General features: G+C 73.3%; 14 protein-coding genes. 8 read left to right on the top strand and 6 right to left on the bottom strand.

Features of this window, described 5'->3' with window-relative positions; translation table 11 throughout:
- Nucleotide 1 precedes the first annotated feature (1 nt).
- The 3 genes from AAC134_RS09390 to AAC134_RS09380 all read right to left on the bottom strand — a co-directional run bounded on the left by AAC134_RS09390 (nucleotide 2) and on the right by AAC134_RS09380 (nucleotide 3,955).
- Nucleotides 2-1,156: a hypothetical protein gene (locus AAC134_RS09390; RefSeq protein WP_339948826.1), complete on the bottom strand. Its 1,155-nt coding sequence runs from the start codon at nucleotides 1,154-1,156 to the stop codon at nucleotides 2-4.
- Nucleotides 1,157-1,323: 167 nt separating this feature from the next.
- Nucleotides 1,324-1,638 (bottom strand): hypothetical protein, encoded by a 315-nt coding sequence (locus AAC134_RS09385; protein WP_339948825.1) that lies wholly within the window; start codon nucleotides 1,636-1,638, stop codon nucleotides 1,324-1,326.
- Between the two features lie 568 nt (nucleotides 1,639-2,206).
- A complete protein-coding gene (locus AAC134_RS09380; protein WP_339948824.1) occupies nucleotides 2,207-3,955 on the bottom strand; it encodes an AMP-binding protein in 1,749 nt (582 codons plus the stop codon).
- A gap of 322 nt (nucleotides 3,956-4,277) precedes the next feature.
- Here AAC134_RS09380 and AAC134_RS09375 point away from each other — a divergent pair, with 322 nt between their 5' ends.
- The 6 genes from AAC134_RS09375 (at nucleotide 4,278) to AAC134_RS09350 (ending at nucleotide 11,207) form a co-directional block, all read left to right on the top strand.
- On the top strand, nucleotides 4,278-4,817 hold the full coding sequence (locus tag AAC134_RS09375; RefSeq protein ID WP_339948823.1) for a sigma-70 family RNA polymerase sigma factor: 540 nt from the start codon (nucleotides 4,278-4,280) through the stop codon (nucleotides 4,815-4,817).
- The gene (locus AAC134_RS09370; protein ID WP_339948822.1) at nucleotides 4,814-5,614 is read left to right on the top strand and encodes an anti-sigma factor; all 801 of its coding nucleotides are present in this window, start codon (nucleotides 4,814-4,816) and stop codon (nucleotides 5,612-5,614) included. The genes AAC134_RS09375 and AAC134_RS09370 overlap by 4 nt, the downstream gene beginning before the upstream one ends.
- Before the next feature lie 191 nt (nucleotides 5,615-5,805).
- Nucleotides 5,806-7,890, top strand: a complete 2,085-nt coding sequence (locus AAC134_RS09365) for a hypothetical protein (protein WP_339948821.1) — start codon at nucleotides 5,806-5,808, stop codon at nucleotides 7,888-7,890.
- 73 nt (nucleotides 7,891-7,963) lie between these two features.
- Complete coding sequence (locus AAC134_RS09360; RefSeq protein ID WP_339948820.1) at nucleotides 7,964-9,691, top strand: ATP-binding cassette domain-containing protein; 1,728 nt, start codon at nucleotides 7,964-7,966, stop codon at nucleotides 9,689-9,691.
- Entirely contained in the window at nucleotides 9,688-11,013 is a 1,326-nt protein-coding gene (locus AAC134_RS09355) for an HlyD family type I secretion periplasmic adaptor subunit (RefSeq protein ID WP_339948819.1), read from the top strand. Before AAC134_RS09360 ends, AAC134_RS09355 begins: the two co-directional genes overlap by 4 nt.
- A 2-nt stretch (nucleotides 11,014-11,015) precedes the next feature.
- Complete coding sequence (locus AAC134_RS09350) at nucleotides 11,016-11,207, top strand: hypothetical protein (RefSeq protein WP_339948818.1); 192 nt, start codon at nucleotides 11,016-11,018, stop codon at nucleotides 11,205-11,207.
- A 244-nt stretch (nucleotides 11,208-11,451) separates the two neighbouring features.
- On the opposite strand, the gene AAC134_RS09345 is transcribed toward AAC134_RS09350, so the two are convergent.
- The 3 genes from AAC134_RS09345 to AAC134_RS09335 are packed head-to-tail and all read right to left on the bottom strand — an operon-like array spanning nucleotide 11,452 to nucleotide 15,986.
- Nucleotides 11,452-12,897 (bottom strand): FAD-binding oxidoreductase, encoded by a 1,446-nt coding sequence (locus AAC134_RS09345; protein ID WP_339948817.1) that lies wholly within the window; start codon nucleotides 12,895-12,897, stop codon nucleotides 11,452-11,454.
- 9 nt (nucleotides 12,898-12,906) lie between these two features.
- Nucleotides 12,907-13,560 carry a hypothetical protein gene (locus AAC134_RS09340; RefSeq protein ID WP_339948816.1) on the bottom strand — a complete coding sequence of 218 codons (654 nt, stop codon included), beginning with the start codon at nucleotides 13,558-13,560 and terminating at the stop codon, nucleotides 12,907-12,909.
- Nucleotides 13,557-15,986: a thiamine pyrophosphate-dependent enzyme gene (locus AAC134_RS09335; RefSeq protein WP_339948815.1), complete on the bottom strand. Its 2,430-nt coding sequence runs from the start codon at nucleotides 15,984-15,986 to the stop codon at nucleotides 13,557-13,559. The genes AAC134_RS09340 and AAC134_RS09335 overlap by 4 nt, the downstream gene beginning before the upstream one ends.
- A 187-nt stretch (nucleotides 15,987-16,173) precedes the next feature.
- Between AAC134_RS09335 and AAC134_RS09330 the strand changes: the two genes are divergently transcribed.
- The gene (locus tag AAC134_RS09330) at nucleotides 16,174-17,295 is read left to right on the top strand and encodes a CoA transferase (protein WP_339948814.1); all 1,122 of its coding nucleotides are present in this window, start codon (nucleotides 16,174-16,176) and stop codon (nucleotides 17,293-17,295) included.
- A gap of 107 nt (nucleotides 17,296-17,402) precedes the next feature.
- Nucleotides 17,403-17,891, top strand: a complete 489-nt coding sequence (locus AAC134_RS09325) for a MaoC family dehydratase (protein WP_339948813.1) — start codon at nucleotides 17,403-17,405, stop codon at nucleotides 17,889-17,891.
- The last annotated feature ends 106 nt before the right edge of the window (nucleotides 17,892-17,997 follow it).

Below are 17,997 nucleotides of genomic sequence, written 5' to 3'. Positions count from 1 at the left end.
CTCAGCCCCAGCCGTAGGTCGGCTTCGGCATCCTGAAAGGGTGACCCTCGTCGCGGCGCAGCGGGTCCAAAGCCTCCAGTTTCTCGTCGGCCCAGGCCAGCCAGTCCCTAAGACTACGCCCGTCGACCTCCTGATCAAGGTCCCCATCCCGCTCGCGGAGCGCTGCGATGAATGCCGCCAATCTCCGGGCCTCTTCCCAATCCGCGGCTAGACTACGGAACCGGGTCCAACGCTCGGCATCGAGCTTCGCCAGGCGTGCCCTCTCGGCCTGCTCGGCCCGCTCCTTCTCCCATCGTCGATGCTGCTCCTCTCGGGCCTTACGCTCCTCGATCAGCTTCGGCCCGGCCGCGGTGATCGAGGCGATCACCTCCGGCAACAGGTCATCCGCTTGGCGTTTCGAGGTTTCCAGCCACTCGCCGCGTTTGCCTCCGCCCATGTAGGTCTTCATCGAGAAGCGGAGGAGCCCGGTCGGATGAAGGTGGGCTTGGTGATGGCTTGAGAACGCGGACCATGCCTGTTCCTCGGTGGTGGGACGCTTGATCCGCTGACTCATCTTCTCGGCGATGGCGAACTCGACCTTCTCGCCGCTGATGTTGAATTCGATCAGTCCAACCACGCTTGCTGATTGCACCTTGCCGCCGAGCTTCTCGACGCCCCTCAGCAGCGCGCTCGTCACTCGGAACCGATATCGGTCCCGCTCCGTCAACTCGATCACCGGGGTGCGCCCGAACCAGTCGTCGCGACGGCGTCGCCTGGCCTCCCGCTCATAGTCGGCCTTCGCCTTCTCGTGATTCCGCACCCAGCGGGCGATTGCGGGATGGAGACTCTGAAGGTCCAGCGGGATGACCACCTCGACCGCGGAGGCGGCGGCTTGAACTTCCAACTCCTGCGGCGTCGGCGGCACCCTCGGCGGCGAGGCGCGCAGAACGATGTCCCGGTAGACCTTCCCCTTGGTTTTTCGCAGAGGCGTCTGGGCGACGCGCTGGCCCGCCTCCTTCTTCGCCCAGTATCCGCGGGGCGGGTAGGGAATGTCGTTGGCCCGGCAGATTTTCGCGAGCCCATTGTCGGAGAGCCCGAAGGTTGGCGCGAGTTTCGACATCGGCGTTTCCCAGACGAGCGCATAGAGGCGTTCTCGGCTCAAGGTCTCAGAGGTCATGGCGGGCTCATGTCGGTGGTTCGAAGGGCTGGCGATCATTGGCTCCCTCGGCCCGGTGACCGATAGGGCATTCTGCTCGCCAGCGCTTCATTGGTGGAGCTTTATGCCGAGGTGCAGGCTGCGGTCGCAGCAATTACCGTGATCGAAGTCTGAAAGGCCAATGCAGGCTACCGGAACGAGCACCCCGAGTAGAACACCGAGCCGCTCCCATCTGGATGCTCGATCTCGATCAGCAGGCGAACCTCGGTGAGCCCTTGGGGGTCGTACCGAAAATGCGAGGCATCGAAGCTGGCGAGATCGCCGGCACCGAGCCGTTTCTCGATCTCCGCCTTGCACCTCTGATAGGCGAAGCCCGCATCGAGTCCGGACAGCAGGGCGTCGGGGTGGAGCAGGGCGAACCCGACGATTCCGACGGTCGCGGTCTGTGCGGCGAGTGCCAGATAGGCGGGCCAGAGACGGGGCGATGAGTGTCCATTTGTCATGCAGGTATTTAGCGGAGCAGCCCAACCGCCATGTCTGTCGTCTCCACCGTCCCGAAGCACCCGATACACGACCGGGACCGCCTCATGGCCTCATGTCGCCAGCGTTGGTTTGAGCGCGATTCGCACGCTCTCCAGCGTGAACCCTGAGCCGTATGCCAGACGAGCGTGTGCGCTACTGACTGTGATACAAGCTGTGATACAGAAGGTGCAATCAAGCTTTGTATCTAATTGAAATAAAACAAATTTCAAATTACAGCGCGCCATCCCGTAGGGCGTACCACCTCCAGATTATCAAGCGATATTCGCCGCTTGCGGCCTCCGATGCGGAGGCGCGCAGGCGCGACGCCTTGGCGAGCACCCGCAGCGTCCTGCGTCGGCCCCGGACCAGGGCGAGTCACCCCGGCCTTGCGCATGCGGGCGCCGCGCGGCCTGCCGGCGGCGCCCCGACGCGCCCTCCGGCCCGGTTTCGCCAGGCGGATAGGGCCAGCGACGTCATCGCCTGCGACCTTGGCGCGGGCCCCGCGCAGACCCCGCGACGCGGCTTGCGCTGCGGGCCGCGGGGCTGGGGTCAGCCTCCGGCCAGCTCGGCCAGCAGCGCGGTCTTGAGCTTGTATTTCTCGACCTTGCTGGTGGGGGTCGTGGGCAGCGCCTCCAGGATGCGGATGTGGCGGGGGCGCATGTACTTGGGCATCACCTCGGCGGCGTGGGCGCGGAGCGCGGCCTCGTCGAGCGTCGCGCCCTCGTGGGGCTCGACGAAGACGGCGATGTCGTCCTCCTCGCCCTCGCGGGCCGGCACGGGGACCGCGGCGCAGGCGCGCACGCCGGGGTGACGGGCCATCGAGGTCTCGACCTCGAAGGACGAGACGTTCTCCCCGTGCACCCGGAAGAAGCCGCCCATGCGGTCGATGAAGACGTAGTCCTCGCGGTCCGCAGCCACGAGGCGCACCGCGTCGCCGGTGTGGAACCAGCAGTTCTTCAGCGCCTTCAGCGTCGCCTCGGGCTTGTTGAGATAGCCCTCGGGCAGAATGCCGGGGACGCGCGGCCGCAGGCACAGCTGGCCGACCTCGCCCGGGGCCACGGGGCGGTCGTCCTCGTCCAGCACCGCGGCCTCGTAGAGGGGCGACGGGCTGCCCATGATCCCCTTGGGCAGATCCTCGCGCCCGTCGTAGATCAGACGATCATGGGCGCGGGCGATCGCCCGGAAGTCGGCCTTGGACAGGCCGCGGCGCCACTCGGGGGCCTTGGCCTCGCCTTCGGGAAACTCGTCGATGACCGAGGAGAAGACGTGCCCCGCCTCGGTCTGGCCGAAGCCGACCGTCATCCAGTCGACGCCGAAGCGCTCGGCGAACGCGTGATGCTGGGCGTTGTAGGGCTGGATATGGATGCGGCGCAGGGGGTTGGCGCGGTCGGAGTCGCTGGGCGGCCGGGCCATCAGGTAGGGGACCATGACGTCGAGCAGGATGCCCGCGGTGGCCCCGACCTCGTGCACCCGCTCCCAGTAGCGGTTGGGGCTGAAGCGGTCCCACAGGCCGACCGTGCAGCCGGTCCACACCGCCCGGCCGAGCATGAAATAGGCCCCGCCCACGTGGTACATCGGCAGGTCGCAATAGATCACGTCGTCGGGCGCGTCGAACATCCGGAACATCTGCGTGTACTGGTTGATCCAGCGATAGCTCTGCAGCACCCCCTTGGCCGGTCCCGTGGTGCCCGAAGTGTAGATGATCGAGCAGGGATCGGAGGCGCGACGCGCGACCTGCGGGCAGGGCTCGTCCCGCTCCAGGTCCGCCAGCGGGATGGCCGAGGGCGCGAGGCGCGCGACGGTGGCCGCCTGATCCTCGATCTCGCCATGGCCGCCGGGGGCGGGCAGGTGCAGGACGATGCGCTCGGGGGCCCAGTCGCGCGCGATCGCCTCCAGCGGCGCGAGGAACGCGGGGTCGGTGATCAGCAGGCGCGGGTCGGCGTCCGAGAGCTGGTAGGACAGCAGCGCCCCGGTGAGGTTGAAGTTGACCGGCGCGAAGATCGCCCCCGCCCGCCAGATCGCGAACATCGCCAGCGCCGTGACCAGCGAGTTGCGCGTCAGCACCGCCACCCGGTCGCCCGGCCGCACGCCGGCATGGGCGAGCCCGGCAGCCATGCGCTCGGACTTTCGGCGCGCCTGCTCCCAGGTGACCTGCGTGCCGTCCTCGCCATAGTGCAGGAAGACCTTGTCGGGATGGGCGGCCGCGGCCTCGTCGAGCTTGTCGAGGATGATCTCCCCGTCCCGGACCAGCAGCGCGTGCAGGTCCGAAAGCGGATCGGCGGGGCGCGCATCGCTCATCGCGCCGCTTCCGGCGCGAGCGTGAGGACGGCGCGGGGCGCGCAGGACGCCTGTCCGCGGACGGGCTCGGGGCCAGGACCCATGAATTCCTCCCAGTCTCGTGGCCTCTTGGGCGGGCCGCGATTTGACACGGCAGGCGATCATCCCCGCGGGGCCGCGTCAACGGTCTTGCCGGGGGGCCGGGGCGTGACGCGCGCGCATCGATTTCGCGGCGCTGCATCCAGGGAGGCCGCGTTGCGCGTATCCCCAGACGACCGCACTTGCTAGGAAGTCTCCAGGACACGGTCCGGGGGAACGACCGGCAGGGGAGGCGGGTGCTGAAATGGTCCGAGAGGACATCGATCTCGAGGCGCTGCTTGACCGCTGCGCCGCTGGCGACGAGTCCGCGTTCAAGGCGCTGTTCGACGCCGAGGCCGCGCGGATGAAGGGAATCGCGATGCGGGTGCTCCACAGGAGCGACATGGCCGAGGAGGCGGTGCAGGAGGCGTTCCTGCAGATCTGGCGCAATGCGCGCCGGTATGACCGCGCGCTCGGCTCTCCGCGCGCGTGGATGTTCACCATCGTCCGCTTCCGCGCCATCGACCTGCTGCGCTCGCGCCCGCAGGAGGATGCGCTGCCCCCCGAGGAACTGGACCGCCTGCGCGAGGCCGCCGTCGACCATGCCTGGGACGGGCTGGACCGCGAGGGCCGTCTGGCGGGCTGCCTCGCCGCGATCGAGGCCGCGCCCCGCCGCTCGCTGCTGCTGTCCTACGTGGTCGGCCTGACGCAGGAGGAGATCGCCGGTCGCCTGGGCCGTCCGCTGGGCACGGTGAAAAGCTGGATGCGCCGCGCGCTGCTCTCGCTGCGGGAGTGTCTGGGATGACCGCGCTGCGCGATCTCGCCGAGGACTACGTGATGGGCCGGCTCGACCCCGAGCCCCGCGCGCAGGTCGAGGCCCGCATCGCCGCGCCCCAGGGCGACGACGACCGGGCGCTGGCGCTCGCGGTGCGCGATCTTGCGGCCGATTGGCACGCGGTGGACCTGACCGCCGCGCCCGAGCCGATGTCGGCGGGCGCCTGGGAGAGCCTGCAGGCGGCCCTGGCCGCCGGCGCCGCGGAGGGGTCCGCCGAGACGACCCCCGAGGCGACCCCCGAGACGTCCGCAGAGACGTCCGCCGCGCCGCGCCCCGCCTCCGCCCCGCCGCTGCGCGCCGGCGCCCGGACCGCTGCGCGCCCGACCCGGGGCGAGCGTTCCGTGCGCGGCTGGCAACGCGCCGCGGGCGGCGCGCTGGCCGCCTGCGTGGCGCTGGCTGCGGCGCTGTTCTTCCAGGTGTTCGCGCCGCAGCCCGCGGTGATGGCGATCCTGCTCGACGACGACGGCGGCTCGGTCGCGCTGATCGAGGCCTTTGTCGACGACAGCCTGCGGGTCACGCCGCTCGAGGATTTCTCGCCCGAGGGCGCCCAGGTCCTGCAGATCTGGACCAAGCCCGACCCCGACGGCCCGCCCGTCTCGCTGGGCGTGCTGGGCCGGGCGATGCGCGCCCATGTCGAGGGGCCCGACCTGCCGCGCCCCTCCACCGGGCAGCTCTACGAGATCACGGTCGAGCCGCCGGGCGGCTCGCCCACCGGCCTTCCCACCGGCCGGATCGTGGGCAAGGGGCTGGCGCAGCGCCCGCTGTGAGCCCGGTCCGGGACGCCTTCACGGGGCCTCGCGCGGCGACGCGCGGGGCCCTTTGATTTTTTCTTAAGATTTTTTGCTCCGCCTGCATCCATAGCGGCCCCGCCCACCGTTTCCCTTCTCGACCCCACCTGCACGCCGGACGCGCCGGCGGTCGCGACGGGGCGGGAAACAGAGGAGGACGTGCCTTGGGCATGCTCGGAAAACTCAACCGGTTGTTCCGCGGACCGGACAGCGAATTCGAGATCGGCTTCTGGGCCAGCGCCACCGGCGAGCACGCCATGGCGCTGGGCAAGCGCACGGAAGCCTCGGCTGACGACGCCATCGCCATCGGCAAGCGCGCGTCCGCCAGCGGCGACGCCGCCGTCGCCATCGGCAAGAAGGCCGACGCCTCGGGCTCCGACGCGCTGGCGTTCGGCAAGAAGGCCGAGGCCTCGGGCGACCAGTCGGTGGCCCTGGGGATGAAGTCCAACGCCTCCGGCCAGGACGCCCTGGCGCTGGGCGCGCAGGCGAGCGCCGTGGGGACCTCCTCCACCGCGGTCGGCGCGCTGAGCACCGCCAGCGGCACCGCCGCGACCGCGTTCGGCTGGCAGTCCTCCGCCGTCGGCGAGCGGGCCCACGCCATCGGCCATCTGGCCTCGGCCACCGGTGAGCGCAGCCTCGCCATCGGCGAGGCGGCCACCGCGGCGAGCGCCAACTCCACCGCCATCGGCAACATGGCCATGGCCGACGGCGTCGACGCGCTGGCGATCGGCGACAACGCCATGGCGACCGGCCCCTCGACCACCTCCATCGGCGGCGAGTCGATGACCGAAGGTCCCGGCGCCACCGCCATCGGCTGGCAGGCCTCGGCCACCGCCGAGCGGGCGCAGGCCTTCGGGCATCTGGCCAGCGCCGAGGGCGTTCGCTCCCTCGCGGTCGGCGAGGCCGCGACGGCCGCGTCCGACAACTCGACGGCCATCGGCAACCTCGCGATGGCCGACGGCGCGGATGCGCTGGCGATCGGCGACAGCGCCATGGCGACCGGCCCCTCGACCACCTCGATCGGCGGCGAGACCGTGACCGAAGGTCCCGGCGCCACCGCCATCGGTTGGCAGGCCTCGGCCACCGCCGAGCGGGCGCAGGCCCTCGGGCATCTGGCCAGCGCCGAGGGCGTGCGGTCGCTCGCGGTCGGCGAGGCGGCGACGGCCGCGTCCGACAACTCGACGGCGATCGGCAACCTCGCGATGGCTGACGGCGTCGACGCGCTGGCGATCGGCGACTCGGCCATGGCGACCGGCCCCTCGACCACCTCGATCGGCGGCGAGACCGTGACCGAAGGCCCCGGCGCCACCGCCATCGGCTGGCAGGCCTCGGCCACCGCCGAGCGGGCGCAGGCCTTCGGGCACCTGGCCAGCGCCGACGGCGTGCGGTCGCTCGCGGTCGGCGAGGCGGCCAACGCCCAGACCGACAACGCCACGGCCATCGGCAACATGGCCGTCGCCTCGGGCATCGACGCTATCGCGTTTGGCGACGCGGCCATGGCCACCGGCCCGTCCACGACCTCGGTCGGCGGCGAGTCGATGACCGAGGGGCCGGGCGCCACCGCCATCGGCTGGCAGGCCTCGGCGGGCGCCGAGCGGGCGCAGGCCTTCGGGCATCTCGCCAACGCCGACGGCGTGCGGTCGCTCGCGGTCGGCGAGGACGCCAACGCCACCTCGGACAACGCCACCGCCATCGGCAATCAGGCCTCGGCCTCGGGGACCGATTCGCTGGCCATCGGCGACAACGCCATGGCCAACGGGACCTCGACCACTGCGGTCGGCGGCGAGAGCGTGGCGTCGAACACCGCGGCGACCGCGTTTGGCTGGCAGGCCGAGGCGACCGGCGAGCGGGCCCATGCGCTGGGTCACCTGGCCGAGGCGGGCGGCGACTTCTCGCTGGCCGTCGGTGAGGCGGCGAGCGCCAACTTCGCCAACTCGTCGGCCATCGGCAACGGCGCGACGGCGACCCAGGCCAACGAGTTCGTGCTCGGCAACGCCGACAACACCTACACGCTGGCCGGGTTCTCGGACGACGTCGCCGACGGCACGTCGGAGTACCTGATGGTCAACGGCGACGGCTCGCTCTCCTCCACCCCGATGCCCCCGATGGCCCTGTTTGCGGCCGAGGAGGCGGACATGGAGGCCGCGATGTCCGGCCCGGCCGAGATCGAGCCCGACCTCGACGTCCCCGCGCCCGCCGCCATGGCGATGCCGGAGATGCCGGACGTGGACGACGACGCCTCCGCCTTCGCCTGAGCGACCGGCCGCGGCGCGGATCCCGCGCCGCGGCCTCACTCCCCCCCGAATTCCCCCAGGTCCGGAGACTGCGATGCCCGCGAAGCCCCCCGAACAGGACGTCGAGCTGCGTGGGAAACTGCGCGCGGCGCTCGCCCCGCACCTGGGCCTCGCCATGGTGTTCAGCGTGGCGGTGAACACGCTGTTCCTCGCCTCGCCCCTCTACATGATGCAGCTCTACGGGCGGGTCCTGAACTCCCGCAGCCTCGAGACGCTGGCCTCGCTGTCGGTGGTGCTGGTGCTGGCGCTGGCGGCGATGGGCGCGGCCGACGCCGCCCGCGGCCGGCTGCTGGCCCGCGCCGCGAGCCGGGCCGAGCGACGCCTGGCGCAGGCGACCCCCGAGGGCGCCGGCCGGCAGACCGAGCGGCTGCGCGACCTCGGCGTGCTGCGCGGCTTCCTGTCGGGGACCGGCGCCACGACGCTGTGCGACGCCCCGTTCACGATCCTGTTCCTGTGCCTGCTGTTCCTTCTGCATCCGCTGCTGGGCCTGGTGGCGACGCTGGGCGCGGTGACGATCCTCGCCGCCGTGATGGTCGGTCGCTGGATGGCCGCCGCGCGCGAGCGGCGGATCGCGGCCGGCGAGGCCGAACTGCGCGACCTGGGCGGGATGCTCGACGCCGACCGCGGCGACCTGGCGGCCTTCGGCGCGCGCCCCGGCCTCTCGGCCCGGCTGACCGGGGGCGTGCTGGCGCTGGGCGGTCTGCGCCAGAGTGTCGACGAGGGCTCGGCTTCGGTCGGCGCCTTCACCCGGACCGTGCGGATGATCGCCCACAGCGCGGCGCTGGCCGCGGGCGCGGTGCTGACGCTCGATGGGCAGTTGGCGCCGGCGGCGATGCTGGCCGCCGCGATCCTCGCCGGCCGCGCGCTGGGGCCGATGGAATCCCTGCTCGGCGCCCTGCGCCAGGCCGCCGCGGCGCGCGCCGCGCTCGACCGGCTGACGGTGCGCCGGCCCGCCGCCGCCCCCGCCTCGCCGGTGCGGCGCGAGGCGCACGGCGCCGCCGTCGACGCCCGCCGCGCGATGGTGGTGATCCCCGGCGTGCGCCGCCCGGCGCTGCGCGGGGTCTCGGCCTCGATCGCCGCGGGCGAGGCCATCGCCGTGGTCGGCGAGAGCGGATCGGGCAAGTCCACGCTGGCCCGCGCGCTGGCCGGGGTCGCGCCGCTCGACGGCGGCCAGGTGCTGGTCGCGGGCGTCGAGCCGGCCGCGATGGACCCGCGCGAACGCGCCTCGCTGGTCGGCTGGATGCCCCAGGACGTGGTCCTGCACCCCGGCAGCGTGGCCGAGAACATCGCCCGCTTCACCGACGCCTCGCCGGAGGAGGTCCACGCCGCCGCCGAGGCCGCCGGCGTGCGCGCCGCGATCGAGCGTCTGCCCGGCGGCTTCGGTTTCGAGGTCGGCCCCGGCGGCCAGGCGCTGACCCCCGGCCTGCGCCAGCGGGTGGCGCTGGCGCGCGCGCTGTTCGGCTCGCCCGCGCTGGTGATCCTCGATCAGCCCACCGCCCACATGGACGCCGAGGGCGAGGTCGCCACGCTGAACGCGATCCGCGCGCTCAAGGGCGCCGGCGTGACCACGGTCACCATCTCCCACAAGCCGGTGATGGCCGCGCTGGCCGACCGGATCCTGATGATGCGCGAGGGCGCGGTCGAGCACTTCGAATCCCGCGAGCGGGTGATCGAGCTGATGCGCCGGACCATCGGGCCGGCCGGCGGCCCCGCCTCTGCGCCCGCCCCCGCCCCGCAGCCTGCAAAGGAGGCCGCCGGATGAGCGACCGACCCAACCCCGTGAAAGACGCCGCCCCCAGCGACGGCGTCGCCCGTCCGCTGCTGCGCGCGGGCCTGGTCCTGGGCCTCGCCGCCGCCGGCTTCGGCGCCTGGCTGTGGAGCGCCCCCCTCTCGGGCGCCGTGATCGCCGAGGGGCGCTTCAAGGTCGACGGCGACGTGAAGACCGTGCAGCACCTCGACGGCGGCATCGTCGCCTCGATCGCGGTGCGCGACGGCGACCGGGTGCAGGCCGGCGACACGCTGATGCGCCTCGACACCACCGAGGCCGAGGCGACGCTGGGCGCGCTGGCCGCCGAGCGCGACGCGCTGCTCGCCCGCCGCGCGCGCCTCGAGGCCGAGCGCGACGACGCCGAGACCCTCGATTTCGCCCCCGCCCGCGCCCTGGGCGACCCGGAGCGTCCCGACCTCGCCTCGGCCATCGTCAGCCAGCAGGCGCTGTTCGAGGCCCGCCGGGCCGAGATCGCGGCTGAGGACGAGGTGCTGGACGGCGCGCTCAAGCGCCTCGCCGCCCGTCTGCGCGCGCAGGAGGCCGAGCTGCGCTCGCTCGACAAGCAGCGCGGCCTGGCGGAGGAGAACGCCCAGGCCGCCCGCACCCTGGCCGAGACCGGCCGCCTCGCCCGCCCCCAGCTGAACGCGCGCGAGCAGGAGCTGGTCTCCCTCTCCGGTCTGGGCGAGGCCCTGCAGGCCGCCATCGCCGAGACCGAGGCCGCGGCCGGCGAGGCCCGGCTGGGTCACGCGCGCGCCCGCTCGCGCCGCCTGGCTGCGGTGTCGACGGAGCTGTCGGAAGTGGTCGGCCGGCTGGCCGAGCTCGCCCCCCGCGTCGAGGCCGAGCAGGCGCGCATCGCCCGCGCCCGCGTCTCGGCGCCCGTCTCGGGCGTGGTGGTGGGCTTGCGCGCCTCCACCGTCGGCGGCGTGGTCGGCGCTGGCGAGCCGATCCTCGAGATCGTGCCCGCGGACGGGGTGCTGGTGGCCGAGGCGCGCCTCGCCCCCGAAGCGCGCGAGCGGCTGCGCGCCGGCATGCCGGCCGAGCTGCGCCTGCCCGGCGTCCGGGCCCGCGAGGACAGCGGATTTCCCGGCGCGATCGAGCTGATCTCGGCCGAGCTGACCGAGGATCGCGAGGACCCCGGACGTGACGCCAAACCCACCTACGCCATGCGCATCGCCTTCGCCGACGTGCCCGCGGGCGTCAGCCTCGAGCCCGGGATGCCGATGACCGCGGTGATCCCGACCGAGGCGCGCACCGCGCTGGAATACCTGCTGGCCCCGCTGTCGGACGCGCTGGCCCGCTCGTTGAGGGAGCATTGAGCATGAGCGAGACCGCCCGCCCCAAGCCTCCGCCCGACCGGCGAGAGATCGCCCGGGATCTGTTTCGCGATCACCTCGACCTGACCCGCATGGCCCGCGCCATGGCGATGGCCCGGGCCGAGCGCGAGAGCGAGGCCGCGCGCCAGCCGCGCGCCTCCGCAGGCGGCAGGCCCCCCGGTCCCCGCGGGGCCTGAGCCCCGCAGATCCCCCGAGAGCGCTGCGGGCGCTCCGCGGGATCGCAACAGGATCGTCGTCGTCGCGCCCTGGGGGTCGCGGCGGCGACGCGCCCGGCATCCCCCCCGTCGCTTCGGGCCCAGGTCTGCTTTGGGGAGCAGGCGGACGGTCCGGGCGAAGCCGGGCGCGCCCCGCGGGAGGCATCCCGCGGGGCGCAACCTTTTCCGGGGCGCCGCCGCAGGCCGGCGCGGCGGCGTCCCGGCCTCAGGGCAGCATCTTGCCGGGGTTGAGGATGCCCGCGGGATCCATGGCGGCCTTCAGGCGGCGCATCAGGGACATCTCGACCGGGTCCTTCAGGCGCGCCATCTCGTGCATCCGCAGGCGGCCGACCCCGTGCTCGGCGGTGATCGAGCCGTTCATCTCCGCCACCAGATCGTGGACGATGCGGTTGATCGCGCCGGTCTCGGCCTTCCAGGCGGCGTCGGTCCAGTCCTCGGGCCGGATCGGGTTGTAGTGCAGGTTGCCGTCGCCGGCGTGCCCGAAGGTGCAGGGGCGGAAGCCGGGATAGACCGCGGCCAGGGCGGCGTCGGCGCGCGCCACGAACTCGGGGATGCGGCTGACGGGGACCGAGATGTCGTGCTTGATCCCGGCGCCGGCGCGCTGCTGCACCTCGGCCTGATCCTCGCGGATCCGCCACAGTTTCGCGACCTGATCGAGGCTGGAGGGCAGCGCGGCGTCGACCGCCACGCCCGCCTCCATCGCCTCGGCGAGCGCGGCCTGCAGGGTCTCGGCCATCCGACCCTCGGGGCCGGGACCGTCGACCTGCAGCAGCACGCGCCACTCGTGGCCCGGCAGCGGGTCCTCGTGGCCCATGGTCTCGCGGGCCAGCGTGAAGCAGATCTCGTGCATCAGCTCGAAGGCGGTGACGGTCTCGCCCATCGCGGACTTCAGATGGGCTAGCAGCTGGATGCCGGCCTCGGCGGAGGGCACGGCGACCAGCGCCACGGCGCTGTCCTTCGGCCGGGGCATCAGCTTCAGCGTCGCCGCGGTGATGATCCCCAGCGTGCCCTCCGAGCCGAGGAACACCTGCTTCATGTCATAGCCGGCGTTGTCCTTGCGAAGCGCCCGCAGCCCGTCCCAGATCTCGCCCTGGGCGGTGACCACCTCCAGCCCCAGCACCAGCGCGCGGGCGTTGCCGTAGCGCAGCACCTGCACCCCGCCGGCGTTGGTCGACAGGTTGCCGCCGATCTGGCAGGTCCCCTCGGCGGCGAGCGACAGCGGGAACAGGCGGTCGTGGCGCGCGGCCTCCTCCTGCACGCGCTGCAGGATCACCCCGGCCTCGACGGTCATCGAGTCGTTCAGCGGATCCACCGCGCGGATCCGGTTCATGCGCGCCAGCGAGAGCACGATCTCCGAGCCGCCCATGTGCGGCTGCCCGCCCCCGGTCAGGCCGGTGTTGCCCGACTGGGGCACGATCGCGACCTCGGCCTCGGCGCAGATGCGCACGATGGCGGCGACCTCCTGCGTGGTCTCGGGGCGCATCACCAGCGGGACCTCGCCCTGCCAGCCGTCGCGCCAGGCGACGACATGGGGGGCGATCTCGGCGGGGTCCTCGGCGAAGCCGCGCGGACCGACGGCGGCCTTCAGGCGGGCGATCACCTCGGGCGGGACGGCGGAGGCGCCGGGCAGGGGATAGAGACGGTCGTCCATCGGGCTCTTTCAGATCCTGGAGAATTTCTGCAGCGCCTCGCGGAAGGAGAGGCCCTCGCGCATCTCCTCCATGGCGCGGGCGTCGTCGCTTGCGTAGCCGCGGGCCAGCTCGGCGATCTCGGCCGCGCGCTCGGCGGGCAGGACCACCACCCCGGTGCCGTCGGCGACGATCACGTCGCCGGGGCGCACGGGGATGCCGGCGGCGACCACCGGCTCGTTGATCGCCTCGACCCGGATGCGGGTCTTGCCGGGGGTGGGGACCATGTGGGCGGAAAAGACCGGGAAGCCGAATTCCAGGATCTCCTCGCGGTCGCGCACGCCGCCGTCGACGATCAGCCCCTCGATCCCCTTCAGCTTCGCGGCGTAGGAGGCCATGCCCCCCCAGGTCGAGACGGGGGCGCCGCCGTTGGCCACCACGATCACGTCGCCGGGGCCGGCGGCGTCGATCATGTGGCCGACCTTGAAGTCCTCGGTGGGGAACGAGCCGGCGGGGCCGGTGACCTCGCGCGCGGTGATCGCGCGGCCGACGCAGCGCAGGCCGGGGCCCGCGGCGTGCAGGCCCAGCATCACGCCCCCCGCCCCGGTGGTGTCGATGGCGTTGGCGAGCGTGGGGGTGGCGAGACCGCGCAGGGTCTCGAGCACCTCGTCGGGAACGCGGGTCATGGGCGGGGCTCCAGGTCCAGGGCGGCGTCGATCAGGGCGGTTTCCTCGGCCGCGTGCCAGGCGTGCCAGCCGACGGCCGGCGAAGCGGCGGGCGGGCGCGAGACCAGCCGGGCGGGGCGGCCGGCCGCCCGCTCGATCCGGCGGTCGAGCCAGGGGAAGGGGCCGAGGTTCTCGGGCTCCTCCTGCGCGAAGACCAGCTCTCCGGGGGCGTCGAGCGCTTCGGCCAACGCCTCGGCCGGGAACGGGTGCAGCTGTTCGAGGCGGATCAGCGCCACCCGCCCCTCCAGCCCCCGCTCGGCCCGGGCCTTGGCCAGCAGCCAGTAGATCTTGCCCGAGCACAGGATGATCCGCTCGGCCGCCGAGGCGTCCTCGGCCAGCACGGGGGCGAAGCCGGTTCCGGGGGCGAACTCCTCGGGCGCGGAGGTGCAGGCGGCCAGGCGCAGCAGCAGTTTGGGGGTGAACACGGCCAGCGGCTTTGGCGCGGGCAGCGCCATCTGCCGGCGCAGCAGGTGGAAATACTGGGCGGGCGTCGAGGGGTTGGCCGCGATCAGGTTGGCCTTCGCGCAGCGGGCCAGCACCCGCTCGACATGGCCGGTGGAATGATCCGGCCCGCCGCCGTCCCAGCCATGGGGCAGCAGCATCGTCAGCCGCGAGGTCAGCAGCCAGCGGTCCTCGCCCCCCGTCACGAACTGGTCGAACATCGGCTGGAAGACGTTGAGGAAGTCGCCGAACTGCGCCTCCCACACATCGAGGCCGGGGAAGACGGTCGAGAGGCCGTATTCGAACCCCAGCGCCGCGTTCTCGATCAGGGGGGAGTTGAAGACCTCCGCCTCGCCGAAGCCGGCCAGCGTGTCATGGACCTCGCCCGTCTCCTGGTCGTGCAGGCGCAGGTGGCGCTGGGCGAAGGCGCCGCGCACGGCGTCCTGGCCGGAGAAGCGCAGGCCCGTCCCCTCGGCCAGCAGCGAGGCGAAGGCCAGCGCCTCGGCGAAGGCCCAGTCCACGGGCGCCTCGCCGCGGGCCATCTTGCGCCGCCGGGCCAGCACCTGCGCCACCTTGGGGTGCAGGCGCATCCCCGCGGGGGGCGTCGCCAGCGCGCGGGCGAGGCGCTGCATCTCGTCGAGCGCCACCCCGGTCGCGTGATGGGCGAGCAGGGGCGCCTCCGCCCCCTTGGCCAGACCCGGCGCCTCGGGGGCGTTGGGCGTCTCGGGGCGGGCGGCGAAGGCGGCGTCGAGCTCGGATTTCAGGGCCGAGAGATCGGGGGCGGGCAGGCCGGCGGCGCGGGCATAGCGCTCGGACAGCGGGGGCAGGGCGTCGATGGCGGCGTACATGCGCGGCTGGGTGAAGCGGGCCTCGTCCATCTCGTTGTGGCCGCGGCGGCGATAGGCGATCAGCCGCACGAGGATGTCCTCCCCCCAGCGCGCCCGCCAGCGGGCGGCGGCGCGGGCGGCGAGCAGGATCGCCTCGGGGTCCTCGCCGTTGACGTGCAGGATCGGCGTCTCGGTGATCTTGGCGACGTCCGCGGCGGTGCGCGAGGAGCGCGCCTCGGCCGCCTCGGTGGTGAACCCGACCTGGTTGTCGAGCAGCAGGTGCAGCGTTCCCCCCACCGCGTAGCCGGGCAGGCGCGCAAGCTGCAGCATCTCCATGTTCACGCCCTGGCCGGCCAGCGCCGCGTCGGTGTGCAGAATCATCGGCAGCACGCCCGGGTCGCGCCCCGCCCCCTCGGCCCGCGCGCGCCCCAGCGCCACGGGGCCGACGATGGACAAATGCGAGGGATGCGGCGCCGTCCACACCTCCACCCCGTCGGCGCGCAGCCCCTCGAAGCCCAGGTGATAGGGCACGTCGGAGGCGGCGCCGAGGTCGGCCGGCAGGTCCGGCGCCCCGCGGAGTTCTGCGGCGATGCGGGTCAGGGGCTTGCCCAGCACCAGCCCCATCTGGGTGATCCGCCCGCGGTGCATGCCCCCCGCCACCACCCGCCGCGCGCCCGAGGCGCGGATCGCCTCGTCCATCAGCAGCACGAACCCCTCCGCGCCCGAGAGGCCGAAGGTCTTGGTGGTGGGCAGCCGGCGGCGGATGTCGCCCTCCAGCAGCTCGGCCGAGGCGATCAGGGCCAGGGCGCGGTCGCGGTCGGCGGGGGCGGGGGGCTCGGCCGTTTCCGCCTCCGCGGCCAGCCAGTCGAAGCGCGCGGCGTCCTGGACGTGGCCGATCTCCCAGCCCAGCCCGCCCGCGTAGATCGTCGAGAGCGCCGCGCGCAGCGCCTCGGGGCCGGGCAGGTCGAGGGGGGCGGGACGCTCGGGCGCGGCCAGGCCCAGCGGGTCCAGTCGCGCCGCCCGCCAGCCGTGGCGCCGCCAGGCGTCGCACAGCCGCTGGGCGGCCGGGTCCTGCGCCCAGCTCTCGGCCTCCGTCCCGGCGCCGCTGTCGTCGCGCATCGCTTGCCTCCCGATCCCGGGGCCTTATGCTGGCCTTACCTGTCGGCCGAAAGACAATCACGCGGCCGGGCCGGGGTCAAATGCCGGGGCCGGTCCCCGGGATCGGAAACACGACGAGGAGGACACTCATGGCGCTGCCGGCGGGCGGAACGGTCGAGGGCGCGCGGAGCCGCGCCGGGGGGCGGGCATGAGCGATCCTCTCCCCCTCAGGGGCCGGCTGGTGCTGGACCTCAGCCAGGGCATCGCGGGCCCCGCCTGCGGCATGGCGATGGCCGAGATGGGCGCGCGGGTGATCAAGGTCGAGCCGCCTTCGGGCGACTGGATCCGCAACCTCGGGGCCGCGGCGGCGCCGGGGGCCAGCGGCTTCTCGCTCTACTACAACCGGGGCAAGGAAAGCCTGACCCTGGATCTGAAGTCGAAGGGCGGGCTCGAGGCCGCCCTGAAGCTCGCCGCCCAGGCGGATCTGCTGATCGAGAGCGGCCGCCCCGGGGTGACCGCGAAGATGGGCCTGGGGTTCGAGGCGGTGAAGGCGCTGAACCCCGGCATCGTCTATCTCACCATCTCCGGCTTCGGGCTCGAGGGCCCGCGCGCGCATGAGCCGATGGTGGACACCTACGCGCAGGCGTTCACCGGGATGATGGCGATGACCCGCGACGACCGCGGCGCGCCGGTGCGCTTCGGCCAGCCGCTGATCGACGCGCTGACCGGCCTATACGCCACGCAGGCCGCGCTGGCCGCCCTGTTTCCCACCGAGGGTCCGCGCCAGGCGCGACGGCTCGACGTCAGCCTGGTGCAGTCGGCCGCAGCCCTGATGGGCCCCAAGCTGCTGGAGTGGGAAATCACCGGCGGCCGCGTGCAGTCGATCAACCCGCCGGCGGGCATCTACATGGCCTCCGACCGCCACCTGGCCCTGACCCTGGTGCGCGAGGTCGAGTGGGCCGGCATCTGCCGGGCGCTAGACCGCGAGGCCTGGATCGAGGATCCCCGCTACGCCTCCTTCGCCCTGCGCAACGCCAACTGGGACGAGCTGCGCGCGCAGCTCGAGGCGATCTTCGCCTCCGACACCGCCGAGGCCTGGAGCGACCGGCTGACCGCGCAGGGCGTCCTCGCCCGCCCGGTCAACGACTTCGCCGACTGGCTGACGGACCCCCAGGTGCTGGCGGCCAACGCCGCCCCGGTGATGGACCTGGGCGCGGTCAGCCTGCCCACGCCGCGCACCCCCTCGCGCCAGCCCTTCGCGGCGCCGGCGCCGGGGGCGGGGCAGCACACCGCCGCGCTCTCGGACGAGTTCGGCCTGGTGCTCGACTGACCGGCCGGGGCGGGCGCCCGGCGCGCCCGTCCCCGACGTTGACGCCGCGGCGCATTGAAATGCGCCCTACGGGCCGCCTCCGCGCGGCGCGCTTTCAGGAGCCCTCCATGACCGACGCCCCCCGGACGATCGACCCGCTTTCCCTGCGCCCCTGCGCCACCCGCTGGTTCGAGGACTACGAGGTCGGCGAGGTGTTCTACATCCCCTCGCGCACCATGACCGACGCGCTGTTCTCGGCCTTCCAGCTGGCCTCGGGCGACAACCACCCGATCCACTACGACCGCCACTGGTGCGCCGCCCATGGCCACCGAGAGCTGCTGGCCCACGGCTATCAGGTGGTGATCCAGACCTGCGCCGGCGCGGGCCAGCTGCCCCATGTGATGGGCGACGCGCTGGTGGCGTTCCTCGAGCAGGGCTCGAAGTTCCTCGGCGCGGTCTACGCGGGCGACACGCTCTATCCCCAGCTCAGGATCTCCGAGCTGACGCCCGGCCGCTCCACCGGGGTGATGACCTGCGAGGCGACGGTCTGGAACCAGGACGGCAAGACCGTGCTCGAGGGGTTTCACAAGTACCTCCTGAAGAAACGCCCGGCCTGACGCCGGCCGCCCTCGCTTCGCCGCGTCCGGGGCCTGACGCCCGCGCCCCGGACGCGACGCCGGCGCGTCCAGCGCGCGACGCCCGCCCCAGGGGCCAGAGGCGACG

Origin of the sequence: uncultured Albimonas sp. (assembly GCF_963977235.1) — a bacterium.
Lineage (GTDB): Bacteria > Pseudomonadota > Alphaproteobacteria > Rhodobacterales > Rhodobacteraceae > Albimonas.
Note: the sequence above shows the minus strand (reverse complement) of the source record. Positions and strands in the feature narration are given on the sequence as shown.

What these genes read in the sequence shown, in the direction of transcription:
- AAC134_RS09335 (WP_339948815.1), bottom strand. Translation starts at nt 15,986, where the DNA reads ATGCGCGACGACAGCGGCGCCGGGACGGAGGCCGAGAGCTGGGCGCAG.
- AAC134_RS09390 (WP_339948826.1), bottom strand. Translation starts at nt 1,156, where the DNA reads ATGACCTCTGAGACCTTGAGCCGAGAACGCCTCTATGCGCTCGTCTGG.
- AAC134_RS09375 (WP_339948823.1), top strand. Translation starts at nt 4,278, where the DNA reads ATGGTCCGAGAGGACATCGATCTCGAGGCGCTGCTTGACCGCTGCGCC.
- AAC134_RS09340 (WP_339948816.1), bottom strand. Translation starts at nt 13,560, where the DNA reads ATGACCCGCGTTCCCGACGAGGTGCTCGAGACCCTGCGCGGTCTCGCC.
- AAC134_RS09360 (WP_339948820.1), top strand. Translation starts at nt 7,964, where the DNA reads ATGCCCGCGAAGCCCCCCGAACAGGACGTCGAGCTGCGTGGGAAACTG.
- AAC134_RS09365 (WP_339948821.1), top strand. Translation starts at nt 5,806, where the DNA reads ATGCTCGGAAAACTCAACCGGTTGTTCCGCGGACCGGACAGCGAATTC.
- AAC134_RS09350 (WP_339948818.1), top strand. Translation starts at nt 11,016, where the DNA reads ATGAGCGAGACCGCCCGCCCCAAGCCTCCGCCCGACCGGCGAGAGATC.
- AAC134_RS09325 (WP_339948813.1), top strand. Translation starts at nt 17,403, where the DNA reads ATGACCGACGCCCCCCGGACGATCGACCCGCTTTCCCTGCGCCCCTGC.
- AAC134_RS09355 (WP_339948819.1), top strand. Translation starts at nt 9,688, where the DNA reads ATGAGCGACCGACCCAACCCCGTGAAAGACGCCGCCCCCAGCGACGGC.
- AAC134_RS09330 (WP_339948814.1), top strand. Translation starts at nt 16,174, where the DNA reads ATGAGCGATCCTCTCCCCCTCAGGGGCCGGCTGGTGCTGGACCTCAGC.
- AAC134_RS09385 (WP_339948825.1), bottom strand. Translation starts at nt 1,638, where the DNA reads ATGACAAATGGACACTCATCGCCCCGTCTCTGGCCCGCCTATCTGGCA.
- AAC134_RS09370 (WP_339948822.1), top strand. Translation starts at nt 4,814, where the DNA reads ATGACCGCGCTGCGCGATCTCGCCGAGGACTACGTGATGGGCCGGCTC.
- AAC134_RS09345 (WP_339948817.1), bottom strand. Translation starts at nt 12,897, where the DNA reads ATGGACGACCGTCTCTATCCCCTGCCCGGCGCCTCCGCCGTCCCGCCC.
- AAC134_RS09380 (WP_339948824.1), bottom strand. Translation starts at nt 3,955, where the DNA reads ATGAGCGATGCGCGCCCCGCCGATCCGCTTTCGGACCTGCACGCGCTG.